At 59.6% G+C, this 12,157-nt stretch carries 12 protein-coding genes; all 12 read right to left on the bottom strand.

The features are described 5' to 3' along the window. Positions 1 to 608: 608 nt before the first annotated feature. The 12 genes from AC6LKD_RS11150 to AC6LKD_RS11095 all read right to left on the bottom strand — a co-directional run bounded on the left by AC6LKD_RS11150 (position 609) and on the right by AC6LKD_RS11095 (position 12,156). Positions 609 to 1,574 carry a hypothetical protein gene (locus AC6LKD_RS11150; RefSeq protein ID WP_279995161.1) on the bottom strand — a complete coding sequence of 322 codons (966 nt, stop codon included), beginning with the start codon at positions 1,572 to 1,574 and terminating at the stop codon, positions 609 to 611. 61 nt (positions 1,575 to 1,635) lie between these two features. Then, positions 1,636 to 1,908 (bottom strand): hypothetical protein, encoded by a 273-nt coding sequence (locus tag AC6LKD_RS11145; RefSeq protein ID WP_279995160.1) that lies wholly within the window; start codon positions 1,906 to 1,908, stop codon positions 1,636 to 1,638. 18 nt (positions 1,909 to 1,926) lie between these two features. Beyond that, positions 1,927 to 2,622 (bottom strand): hypothetical protein, encoded by a 696-nt coding sequence (locus AC6LKD_RS11140; protein WP_279995159.1) that lies wholly within the window; start codon positions 2,620 to 2,622, stop codon positions 1,927 to 1,929. A gap of 93 nt (positions 2,623 to 2,715) precedes the next feature. Beyond that, complete coding sequence (gene virB11 / locus AC6LKD_RS11135; protein WP_279995158.1) at positions 2,716 to 3,741, bottom strand: P-type DNA transfer ATPase VirB11; 1,026 nt, start codon at positions 3,739 to 3,741, stop codon at positions 2,716 to 2,718. Positions 3,742 to 3,847: 106 nt separating this feature from the next. Further along, positions 3,848 to 5,017 (bottom strand): type IV secretion system protein VirB10, encoded by a 1,170-nt coding sequence (gene virB10 / locus AC6LKD_RS11130; protein WP_279995157.1) that lies wholly within the window; start codon positions 5,015 to 5,017, stop codon positions 3,848 to 3,850. Next, a complete protein-coding gene (locus AC6LKD_RS11125) occupies positions 5,014 to 5,829 on the bottom strand; it encodes a TrbG/VirB9 family P-type conjugative transfer protein (RefSeq protein ID WP_279995156.1) in 816 nt (271 codons plus the stop codon). The genes virB10 and AC6LKD_RS11125 overlap by 4 nt, the downstream gene beginning before the upstream one ends. Next, on the bottom strand, positions 5,826 to 6,401 hold the full coding sequence (locus tag AC6LKD_RS11120) for a hypothetical protein (RefSeq protein WP_279995155.1): 576 nt from the start codon (positions 6,399 to 6,401) through the stop codon (positions 5,826 to 5,828). Before AC6LKD_RS11120 ends, AC6LKD_RS11125 begins: the two co-directional genes overlap by 4 nt. Before the next feature lie 5 nt (positions 6,402 to 6,406). Next, positions 6,407 to 7,102: a VirB8 family type IV secretion system protein gene (locus AC6LKD_RS11115; protein WP_279995154.1), complete on the bottom strand. Its 696-nt coding sequence runs from the start codon at positions 7,100 to 7,102 to the stop codon at positions 6,407 to 6,409. 590 nt (positions 7,103 to 7,692) lie between these two features. Next, positions 7,693 to 8,583 carry a TrbL/VirB6 family protein gene (locus tag AC6LKD_RS11110; protein WP_279995153.1) on the bottom strand — a complete coding sequence of 297 codons (891 nt, stop codon included), beginning with the start codon at positions 8,581 to 8,583 and terminating at the stop codon, positions 7,693 to 7,695. Beyond that, entirely contained in the window at positions 8,583 to 9,311 is a 729-nt protein-coding gene (locus tag AC6LKD_RS11105; RefSeq protein WP_279995152.1) for a TrbJ/VirB5 family protein, read from the bottom strand. Before AC6LKD_RS11105 ends, AC6LKD_RS11110 begins: the two co-directional genes overlap by 1 nt. A 2-nt stretch (positions 9,312 to 9,313) precedes the next feature. Beyond that, positions 9,314 to 11,755, bottom strand: coding sequence for a VirB4 family type IV secretion/conjugal transfer ATPase (locus AC6LKD_RS11100; RefSeq protein ID WP_279995151.1), 2,442 nt, complete (start codon positions 11,753 to 11,755; stop codon positions 9,314 to 9,316). Continuing rightward, positions 11,752 to 12,156 (bottom strand): VirB3 family type IV secretion system protein, encoded by a 405-nt coding sequence (locus AC6LKD_RS11095; RefSeq protein ID WP_279995150.1) that lies wholly within the window; start codon positions 12,154 to 12,156, stop codon positions 11,752 to 11,754. The genes AC6LKD_RS11100 and AC6LKD_RS11095 overlap by 4 nt, the downstream gene beginning before the upstream one ends. Position 12,157 lies beyond the last annotated feature (1 nt).

Here is a 12,157-nt window from a genome sequence, read left to right as displayed (position 1 = left end):
GGCGTGGGGGAACCGTTGCGGTTCCCCGGGGGGTCGGAAGCGCGGCCGCCGGTGGGCGGCCGGCCAGGGGGGCTCGCAGCCCCCGCGCTTTGGGGGCTACCACTCCCCGCCCGGCGGAAGGGGTACCCGCCGGGGAGGGGACTCATACCTCACGGTCGGTTGACGAAGGCCTGGCCAGAGAGGCAATGAGACTCGTGGCGAGCAGATGAAGGCGATTCCTGCTCGAGGTCGCGGCAGGCGGGGCGTGGCGGGCCAGCGGCCCGTCATCGCCTTGGGGGATACCTTTCCCCCGCCCGGTGGCGCACGGCGCCAGCGGGGAGGGGGACTGAAGCTATGGGTTTCAGGCCGGCGCCGAAGGCGGCGGGGCGAAGGGAGCGGAGCGACCGGAGGGTAGGCGGATCGGTCGGCGCGTTGCGGCCGGCGCCTCGCGCGCGACTCTCTCTAAAACCTATGAAACCTATATATACCTATTGGGTACCGTTTTCGGTACTAGCAAAATGCCGTTTTCGGTACTAGCAAATGGAAAAAATGGGACGGGCCTAAGGACTTTTCGGGCTAGGCCCGAATTCGGGACCAGTCCCGATATTGGGCACAGCTGTGGATAACTTCTAAGGGGACGACACAAGTCCTGCGGCCCGGAATACCCGTGCTTTGAATTCGGGTTCTGGCTCATTCGGGGCCTGCTCCAGACCCAGCTTCTTGCCCTTGGCCACGATGCCGGACCAGGTGCTCTGCCAAGGCTTGTTGGCCGATCCCTTTGGCTCCCATTCTCGGAACACCCAGAGGCGCCATGACTCAAACCAGTCCGACGACGTGCCACCATCGCCTGGCTGGGAGCGCTTGTACGCGCTGAAGGTCGCTGCCATCGCATCAATCTTCTCGTCCGACCACTGTGGCTTCTGGCCCTGAGCCCAGTCCCGCCATTTGGCGGGCAGCTCCCACGTGGTAGGGAGGCGAGTGGCGGCTGGACCAGCATTCGGGCGCCGGCGCGTTCCTGAATGGCGCACAGTACTTTGATCCTGCAGCGCGGCAACCGCAATGTCTTGCTCAGCTGCGGTCGGAGGCGTTGCCGTGGCTAGCGCAGGCGCATCTGGAGCCCAACCAGCCGACTCGCCCGGCCCGTTTGATACCGAGGTAGGAGCAAAGCCGGCATTGTCCGGCCGCTCGTCAGAGTCGGCAGCGCCGTGTGGCGATTCCGGTGCATCCCTTCCGCCCGGGATACCGTCAAGGTTGCCCTGCGCAGCTTCGTCAACCAGAGCACCCGCCGCTCGCGTGCCGGAGAGCTTCACCAGAGGGACCGCATTAGGACATAGCTTGTAGATGATGCTGCTTCGATTGTCGCCGGCGCGACGGCCGGTGTCTTGGATCGCTCCCAGCTCGCGCAACCTGGCCAACGCCTCGATGACGGTCTTGCGATTCAAATGCGTGACGCAGACCAGGTACTCAATGGAAGCGAATGCAGTCCATTCGTCCGCGTCGTACCGCACGAGCTGGGCCAGATTGATCAGAACGAGTTTTGAAGACGACTTTTGGACATCGGCCATTCTGGCCCATTTGGATGCTTCGACGCTCATGGCCGCCCCTTGTGCTGCTGCGGGTTTTTACCGGGTAAAGAAAATGTCGGAGCCCGGCCGTTCACGCGCCGCCCTCCTGTAGGGATTCTGCGATTGACCGACGAGCGGCCAGTGGAAGCCCATGCTTCTCGTAGAACTCTCGCCTGGCCTGCAGCCAGGCCTTGTACGGCCACGCACGACGCTCGCCCCATGGGTAAGCATCGCGAATTGCTTGATGGATTTGGGCGGCCGTCTTCCCCTCAGCTTTGCCAAGGTCATAGACTTGCTGCATGATCTTGTAGGCCTTGAGGGTGCGCGCTTCCTGCGCGCCGCGTTGGCGGATCGCTTGGGTCATGGAAAGCTCCGGGGACGTTCAGGGTGCGGTAGGGATGCGACTTGGTGGCAGCAGCGACCAATCACGATGGACTTTCACAGCACCTTTTGCAGCAACCTTGAAGCGTCGTCGCAGGAGGGTGCCTACAGCGTGATTGCATGGTGAGCTGTCTCGATGGCTCCAGCACAGTGTCACCAAGATCAGTACGAGTGCGCCGCCGAATACACCAACGTCGAGCGACATGCGTAGCAGCTCGACGAAGTATTGATCGTTCATAGCCCAGATCGCCTGAATGACCTCCTGGACAGCACCTGGAACAGTCAATGCCGTGGCGAACACCGCCCAAAGGCCAAGAGTAGGTACCAGGACGGATATCGCGACGACAAGGAGAAATGCTGCTCTTGCGACCGATGTCGCATGCGCACTCACGAAACTGCCGTCTCGAAGGGCTTGGCGTTGGATGGCCGCAAACTCCATGTCGGAAATGGATCCGACTTCGACGCCGTTGACCCTCACCAGCCATTGCACAAGGCGGCCAGTCGATATGCGCTTGGTGAGCGATGCATCGAACCGAGCCAAAGCGCCGTAGAGCATAGCGGCAAGAATGATCGTGGCAAGGAGGAAGGCGACCGGCAGCGACGCTGTACGATCACCAGTCAGATAATGCGAGAGCGGCCATGCGGTTGCCGCAGCAGCGACGATGAGTATCGGGCCGTTCTTGATGAGGCTCAGCATGTAAGTCTCCGAAATAGACTATTGCGTACTAGAAAGTTGAAAGTGGCGTATGAGAATGGGGACTGGAGGCGCACGCGGATTCCAAATGCGTGTCTACATTCCTGTTGAACGCCCAGGAGCGAAATAGACCTCGACTAGCTTGTAGTCGGCGAAATAGAGCGCGATGTCCAAGGTCGAATGCAAGTAGCGCAGGATTGTGTCCAAATCCATGGCATTCCCGGCCATCGATTGTTTAACCAACAGCGCTACCCGGCTGTACGTATCTGCCGCGCTATTGGCATGGGTCGTGGTTACCGATCCAGGGTGGCCCGTATTGAGCGCGTTCAGGTAGTCCCAGGCTTCTGGGCCACGCAGTTCCGACAGGAATATCCGGTCTGGAGAACTGCGCATGGCGGCCGCAATGCACTCCGTTGCGGACATGCGACCTGCACCCGTGCCGTAAATCATGTGAACGCGGTTCGGGTGGTTTGGGAGGAACAGCTCGTGAACGTCCTCGACAGTAAGAAGCCGCTCGCTGGGAGCGCAGCATTCAATGAGACTGCGGGCGAAAGTGGTCTTTCCTGATCCGGTCTTGCCAGCGACAATGATGTTCCGACGGTACCGAACCGCAAGTTCCAGGAATTCGCGCATACGGCGCTCATTCTTCAGTTGGAGCAGCTCCTGGTCTTCCGTCGTGATCTCAGCCGCTGTAGACGGTTGCCCCGACACATCCTTCCAGGTATCGAACGCGCCTTCCGACTGCAGCTCGTCCAAAGTCTTGACCAGGCTGCTGTGTTTTCGGATGTTGATCGAGAGTGTGCCGTCCACTACGGCCGGGGGCTTGGCCACCTGGCCACGTTCACCGTCGGGCAGGAGCAGCGACATGATGGGTGAGAAATTGACCTTGTTGAAGCTGGCCATGGCCGACACGAGAGCGTCCAAATACTCGAACGTGAGTGAAGCATCTTCATGCTGGTGCCACTGTCCCCGTTGCCGGGTAAGGATGACGCCGGGACGTGGAATCGTGACTTCGCGGACGGCTTCATCAGCCATGTATCCTGCGATGGGGCGCAGCATTTGACGCAAGGCGGTGTCGTTCGCCACGGTCGAGGCAGGAGCACCAGAGACGGAATCTTTCATTGACGGGCCTGTCAGGAATTAGGTGAGCCGGCGACCAGAAACCCGGCCGCCGGCCAGCTGCCGCTCGATTGCAAGCGGCCAGTAGTGGGGAAGCCGTACACCGAACCTATCGGCGAACGACGGGGCGCAGCGCGTAGACCGAGCTGAAGTCCAAATCGCGAGCGACATAGATGCCGATCCGCCCTCCTTGGTTGCGATACAGGGTGGGCGGAATATTGATCGAGTTATCCAGCACCGTGCTGACCGCGTCCTGGGCTGCGCTACCAGTGGAGTCGAACCGTATCGAGTTGCTCTCATTGCCACCGCGAGAGGTGGCCCACGCGCCGAAATCGCTGATCAGGCTGACGAGGATGGCGCCACCGAAGCGTTCACCGAAGTGGGTGTCGATTGCTCCGTCCAGGCCGGCCTCGCCCAAGGCACCGGTGCCCGGCGAATCCAAGTGGATGATCACACCCTTGGGCGTTTCCAGACGAGACCAGACGACCCCGATACGGGGCTGGCCCTGCGCCAAGACTCCCTGCTGGTAGCCGATGAACTTCGTGCCAGCATCCACAAGCACCACGCGGCCGCTTGAAGATCGGACATCAATCGGTGAATGGCACGTGATCATTCCTGCCTGCGCACTGACCAGCTTCGTGTCCTGTACGCAGTCGATCATTGCCCCCTGAGTAATCAGCATGTCGCGATTGCCCAAAGTTCCCGCCAGGGCGGCATTGAGCTTCATCGGCTTAAGCCGTTCTGACATCGGTCCACTGTCGGCCTCGCGCCCAGAGGGCTTTGCGGTTTCGCCCGCTTGGGACTCCTGCCGCTCCCCTTGTTCGCCCTGCAGGCGACTCGCAAGCCGCCGCTGCATCACAGGATCCGGGGCAACGGCCTGTACAAGCTGGCTGAGCTTGCCAGTGCTGGGAGCCAATTGCCCGACGTCGGGAACTATCGGCTCGGCGGGAGGCGGTGGCTCGGATGGCGGTGGGGGAGGGGATGGTTGGCGGAGATTTAGGCCAGGAAGAACATTCTCGACCCGTGCTTGCTTCGAAGCACTGGACTGAGTGTCAGTCTTCTCGGTTCCATTTAGCCATCGCCATATCACCACACTGAGAACCATCGCCGCCATCAGAAGGACCAGAACAAAGAACGCCTTGGCGCCCGGGGCCGCGGGTCGCACCGACCCGTGCAGATCCGGCATCCCCCGACCCTCGATCTGCGCCTGACGTTCTTCGATCTCTGCAACAGCATCGACCGTCTTGCCGGCTGACCGCCGGCGCTTGAGGAATTTCATGGGTGCAACTCCTCTCGCAAGACGCGCTCGACTGTGGGAGAGACAGTGCGAGTAGGCAATGCGCGGACGGACTGCGGCGCGTCGTTGTGAATGGCGACCACCTTGTTCCCTAAGCGCAGATGCCAGCGCGCAGCCACGCGATGCAACACGAGCGTTCGGTCGTCTTCCATGTGGCGATTGGCAATCACCTCATTGCCATCTGGATCGACAAAGTAGGCTGCCGGCAGATCCTGGCCAGGCGCGAAGCGCAGCCACGTTTGGGCGCCGTCATCCCAAGCGGCTTCGGGTCCGATCGCCGTATCACCGCTCATGGTGTAGCTTTGCCAATTGATCGCGAGGTCGGCGCTGGCCAGGTCGCGCTGAACCTGTGCCTTTTCCTGCTCTGCGGCAGTCTTGGCCACCTCGACCTCAGGGTAGCGCAGTACCACTCGGAATACCTCGCGCCCCTTGCGTTCCTTGGCGTATTTCAGGAGGAATGAGTAATTCCGTTTGGTCGTGATGTAGAGCAGGTTCGTGTCTGCCTGCTCCACGATCGGCTTGAGCAACAGGTGCTTGCCCTTTGGGGCAAAGTCATAAGCCGCTGAATCCCCGAAGGCATGGGTCACATACTCTTCGTCATCGTTGAGCTGGATGTGCGTGGCCACTCCCAGTGTGGTGTCAACTTGAATCACATCGGCGGCGTCATAGTCGGTCCAACGAATTCGCTGATCCTTGGGCGACGCCTGCGGCTTGTCCAGCGACCAGGCCGGCGGTGCGGCCGCGCAGAGCGCGACCGCCGCCATAGCCAAGAAAGCCTTTAGGCGATTGTTCATCGGTTGTGTTCCATTCCGTGAGTGTTTTCGCGGGTGTGATGGTGCGCATGCTGCAGACCAATTTCCGACTGTTTTTCGTGGTCCACGTCGCGCACCAACCCCACGCCGCCAACCGCCTTGAAGGGATAGCTGATCGCCAGTGCCTCTTCCTTGCCGGTCACTTCGAACGAGTGGTTGAGCGTGGTGCGGGCATGAACGATGAGGTCGCCCGTGTCCTTGTCGAGCTGCACCAGGCAGTTCGGAGTCGTTCCGACGACCGGACCACGATATTCCCGACCATCCTCGGGCTGGCGAATTTGGCGATCTTGCTCGCCATAGAGCTCAACCGGCCGGCGTGGCTCACGAGTACGCTCTTCGAAGTGTTTGCCGATTCGGTCAGCTGCGAGCATGACTGTCGGCAGGCGCAGGTCCGCTTGCTTGTGCATATGATCTTTTGCGAGGCGAGAGGCGCCATACAGGTCAGCCTTGGCATACCGCTCGAGATCACGAAGGAGCGCAACGCGCTCGGTGTTCGTCAGCCGATGAGCGTTTTCGAGGCGGCTGGCGAGTTCGTTGATTTGCTCTTTCTTCATGGCGATTACCTCAGCACTTCGATTTCGGGGTTGTAGGTGACGACCTGAAAGCCCAGTGGATTGAGCCACCGGTCCTTTTCCTTCATGTCCGAGTTGACGTAGCGATATGCGACCGTGGCTACGAGATGCTCGGGCGGCGGCGTTTGGGCGGGGCCTTCGATGGCCCGTGTGAAGCGCACGGTCGCCGTGTTGTTGGGGCCCAAGGTGATACTGGTCACGCTGGGCTTCAGGCGGGTATGGTTGGCGTAACGCTTGTCTAACGCCTCATAGCCTGTATTCGGGTTGTCTTGAAACTTGGCGTGGAACGCCCTTTGGACATCCGGAGAACTGAACAGGCCGCACTGGTTGTAAGTGTTCTGAATGGTGTTCCAGTCGTAACTTTCGCAGGCCATTACGTAGGCGAAGATGCGCGCCTTGTCGGTGCGCTCGCCATAGCTTTCCACCGCATCGCCCAAGCGCGTCACATGCTCAATCTCGCCAGTGGCGTCATTCACGCGAACGACGAGGGGAGGCGGTGGTTCGAACATGAAAAGCACATGGGCAGCAATGGCAATTGCCACCAAGGAGATGAAATAACTAGCCCAGGTATGGCGCCATGCTTTACTGCGGGAATCCAAAAGCATGGTGAGCAGATCGCGCTCGAGACCTTGCGTTCGGTCCAGTTCTTGCTGCAGGGAGAGCTTGGGGTCATCGGCAGACATGAGTGCCTCCGACGGGTATAAGGACTGTGGATGTTTGTCGAACGAAACGCACGGACGACGAAAGGCGAGCCGCGGCGCGCGCGGCCTGAATGGCGTGCTTCATCGGTTCTCCGAAGAGATGGGGGGGATTTAAATCAGAGGGGGCTGGCTAGGGCGCAGCGCAATAAGAAGGGCACAGCGATTGCTGTGCCCTAAGAGTCTCGCGGATATCCGACCAGAGACGTTAGCGAAGTTTTCGACCGAATTACTCTTCGCGCCGTTTTTGGCGCCTCCGGTGGTCCGACCACTCTTCTTCTTCCCGGCGTCGTTCGTCGCTCCGCGCGGCAGTCGCAGTAGGGATCAGGAGTTGGGCGGGCCATTTGAAACATAGGTACCAAAGTGGCCGAAGGATCCAAGTCCATGCGGCGCGGGCAAGACTCACCCACTGAAAAGCCGATATGGGTTCTGCGGGGGGAACCTGCGTAGGCGAAGACAGAGGGACATGCGAGCCCACCATGGGATTTTGGGAAAGAGGCTTTCCCAGTGGGGTTATTGGTGACATCTAATGCTCCTCGTTCGGGTGCATGAATGCTTAAATTGTTCGTTACATGTTATCCGATCTTGCCTAGAAAGGGAACGGCGATTCCCCCACCCTTGCCGCCAGAAATTTGGCCGGCTACGGTGGAGACCTGCTCAAGCATGTACTTCGAACACATCATGAAGAAAACGAGTGCCGTCAGCATCGAAAAAATATTGATCTGATCCGCTTTCGTGAGATCGAGGAGCCCTTTCTGAAGCATGCCAAACATTCCCATGATGAACATGAACACAACCATAAAGAGGCCGGCGTAGATCGCGTAGTACATTGCTTGGTGCAGCCACGCCTTGAAGAAATCCTTCGTTGGCTCGAACAGAAGCGCGAGGATGCAAAGTGGGCCTAGTACTACGACCAGGCCCATCCCCACTTTAACTGTAATGAGAACGAGCATTCCGATCGCGCTCATAATTGCAGAGATCACCGTAATGATCAGGGCGACGATCACGAAAACAAATGCCCGCCCGATGTTGGAAACACCATCGGGCGCGCGCTCTTGAATCTTCGTGCCAATTTCTGCCCCCTTGTTGGCCGCGTCATCCATCAACTGGGAGGGTGTCTTCAAAGTACCCGTGAAAAGCTGGGCGACTGAGCTGGGAAGATCCAGCATGGTGCTGGCGATTTGCTGCTGGTAGAGACCTCCGGTGCCTGCGATGCCCACAATGACGCCAATATTCACTACCCTCCTTGCGGCGGTAAGCACTGGCGTTCGAATGGCGCCTGACATCATGAGCCAGCCGTACCAGATCAGCGCGATTGACAGGCCCACTGATACGACAGGCAAGATCTTTTCCGTGACCGAGGCTACCATCGGGGTAAGGACGCCGGTAAGCATCGTGGTCACCGATTGATCGATCCAGTTGGCGATTTCTCCGAGACTGGTTAGGGCAACCGCGGTCGTGGCCATCAGCGTGCTCCTGGAAGCGGGGCGCGGATCGCTTCGATGCTGAAAGAAGACTCCGCCAACTTCGCTTTTTGCTTTTCGATCAGCGCAGCCTCGCGCTCCAGCTGACGCTGCAGGCTGTCGATATGCATCTGATCAGCCGCCACATTGGCCTGTTCAACCAGCATCCGGGCATTCAGTTCAGAAATGCCCTTCGCGTCCGTGGTCTGGTTGATTTCTGCCTGGAGCTTTTCGAGCTGGCGCTTTCGTGCGGCAGTGGCGTAGTCGATGTTCTCGAGCGCTGCCTTGGCCGCCGTAAGGTAGTCCCACTCGCGATCTTCGAGTTTCTGCTTGTCCGAGATGTAGATGCCGGACAGCGTTTCCTCGCTCTTGATACGCTTCACGGAGCGAGACATGGAGCCATAGGACTCCTCCGCGCTCTTGAGAATTTCCTGCGCGTCCTTGGGAAGTGCTTTTCGGATTTCGGGGTCGTTCCAGATGTCCCCGAGATTGCGCGTCCCGGAGAAGCCCTGGAGCTGGGCGCGGGCCGTGTCGAGCTGCGCCTTGAGCGTTGCAATTTGTTCAAGGTACTTGGCGATCGTGGCCGCATGTTCTGCGGCCCGCGCGCCGATGCTCGCCGCATCGACGACGGGAATCCCGCTGGCATGGGCGGGCGCCGTGCTGTTCGCAATAAATACGCTTGCCAGAATGATGGCGAGGCTGTTCCGCCGGGATGAAATCACTTTGGACATGGTTAGCTCCTTGTCGCCTCATCGGCGAGTTTGAGATAAAGCGGCAACCACTGCTCAGGGTCGTTGCCAAGCTTCAGAACGGCTTCTTCGGCAAGCTCAGCCATGTCGGCCGACCCTGAGAAGACGAGCAGGGAATCGGGGCACTTGGAGAGGTCCAGTTCTGCTGTGACCGTCGCTTCGCCCTGCTTGATAAGGAATTGACGGCTGAACTCGCCCAGCTCCTTGATCAGCTTGAACTCCGATGGCGTGAGCTTGAAGTCGTTCACGTATTCCCCCTCGGAGGCCTTGGGGTTGGGTAGGTAGATTTGCGTAGCAGATTGTTGAATCATCGACCGTCCCACTGGATTGCCGCTGATGGCTTCAGGCTCCTGCGTTGCGAAGACGAACACGCCGTTCTCCTTGCGGATGGTGCGGCTCTTGTCCTGCATGAAGGTCTGAAAGTACGGGACCTTCAATGGGTGTTGCACTTCATCGAAGAAGTAGGCAAATCTCCGTCCGTCGAGCATTTGTTCAGTTCGATAGAGCAGGTACGTGATCGCGGCATCACGTATTTCACCCTTGTCGAGAAACTCCGTCAGATCGAATCCGAAGAGATCGGTTTTCGACAAATCGAGTTCGTCGGCCTCGTTGTCGAACATCCAGCCATTCTCATGACCCGCGCACCAGCGCTCGAGCCGGTCGCGCAGGCTAAGAGACATGCCCTCTGAGGGCGCAGCGGGGAGGAACTGCAGTAGCGTCGACAGTTGGCGTTGCGGTCTGTCGATAAACTCCACCAGCTTCTTGATCGCGACCTCGATCTGCTTTTGCTCAGCCATGGTCGCTGGATCTGCCCCGTTGGCGGCGAGCTGCTTCGTCATGCTGGACATGAACGTGACATTGCTCTTGGTTGGCTCGAGCTGCAGGTAATTCCACCCCGTCTTCACTCCCATTTGCATGGGGTAGGATTTGCCGCCCATCGCCATGACCGTGACCTGTAGACCCCGGTCCTTGTCGAAGATCGCAGCGGTATAGCCAAACTTGCGTGCCTGTGCGACCAGGTGCCCCAACAGCACTGTCTTGCCCGTCCCAGACTGTCCCAGGATGGACGTGTTGCCAAGGCGCCGCTTGCCCGTCTCATCGACTTCCGCGAGCGAGGCATGAAAGTTCATGTAATAGGGCGTGCCGCCGGTGGTCTTCAGCATGGTGACCGCCGGTCCCCAAGGGTTGCCCGCCGGCTTCCCGAAGAGGTAGTTGTGCATCGACGAGAAGCACAAGAAATTGGGCGACGTGATCGGGCACGGGCGCGGTCGCCAGCTCCAGTTCCCCGGCAGCTGAGCGGCCCAGGCCGCGATGAGGGAGCGATCAACCAGGCGTGCCACGACCTCGCTGCTTGCAAGGGCGCCGCTGATGTCGGCCGCTGCTCGCAGGGCCTGCTCACTATCGTCGCCGAAGACCTGCAGCGTCGCGTGGTGATCCCCCATGACGAACTTGCCGGCGGACAGATCGTCGCGAGCCCTCTTCAGATCCGCGATCTGCGATTCGGAATAGTCTCCAGAGTCTTCGAGCCATTTGATCTGGCGGGACAAGGCTTTGAGTCCATCGGCCTTCGACATGGAGCCGAAGGATTGCGAAAGGATGAACTCGTATGGCTGATTCAGCAGACTGTTCAGGTGGCCGGGTTTGGTGTTGTTGCTGTACTCGCGGACCTCCAGCATTACGTAGCGCTTCGTCCAGTCAGGCCCACGCATTTCCGCCTGCTCGCCGTGCGTTGAAAAGAACTGACGGCTGGTGGGAAGATAGTTGTAGAGGCGTGCACTGGTGACGGGCACGGGCGAGTGCTTCCCATTGAGCAGCAAACCGAAGAACTCCGCAGGCTCGGAAAAGTGTGCGGTGCGCAGTTCCCCGGCAACGTCAACTTCCCGCTCGACGATAGTTAGCTTTTCAGGACCGTACCGCTTCAGCGTGCCGGCGAGCTTGCGATTGATGTCGTCAAGCTGTTCGATCGCCTGCGATTGCCACGCAAGGGCTTGACGCGCAGTACGCTTCTCGAACCTGGACAGCAGGCGCAACGTCGGATCGACCTGAGCCCGCGTCAAGATCGTGAGGTACATCTCGTTGATCATCGGGGGCTTGCCATCGAACACCTTGCTGTATGCGGCGTCATGGGCGCGAGAGAAGGCGTCGGGATAGTCGCTCTGGGGGTATTCCGAGACGCGCCGACGGACGAGATGCGACCAAAGCCCAAAACCTGTGGGCCAACCACGCAGGACGTTGTTGAGCTCTTCGATCCATTCCTTGTGCTCGGCTTCGGAGTATCCCTGGAAGGTTCGTCCGTCAATCCGCCAGGCGCTCAGGTACTCCCAGTTGCGTGTGGCGATTACGGAGTCTGTGACGTGGTGTGAGAACGGCACATACTGGCTGACCGCCGGCTCGTAGGCTGGCATGGCCGGTGAGATTTGAGTCATGTGTTTTTGGCTCCGAGCGCCCGGCACCAACGCCGGCGCTTGCTGTAGGGAATCGGCGTGAGCGATATGGCGCCCCAGAAACGTTTGTTTGGGGCCAAGAGCTTTGTCTTGAACCACAGTTCCCATATCCAGAACGCCCGATCATCATTGCGGCTCAGGACGGCTAAGACCGGGTAGAGAATCGGGCCGAGGAGCCATCCCCAGAGGGTGAACATGGCGACAGTGACCGTGAGAAAGACCAGAGCCACGAATGCCCGGGTCGGCACGCCACCTTTGATCGTCGCGATTCGCGTGGCACCCTTGAACAGGGGGTATTGGTTGGGCGGTACGCTCGACCCGGCGGGCAGCGGTTTTGATTCGGCGGAAGCCCGATCGGGCCGCGCCTTCGATTGGGCTGCCATG

This window comes from Achromobacter sp. D7-1, from assembly GCF_059760445.1.
This window is presented reverse-complemented; position numbering and strand designations above follow the sequence as displayed.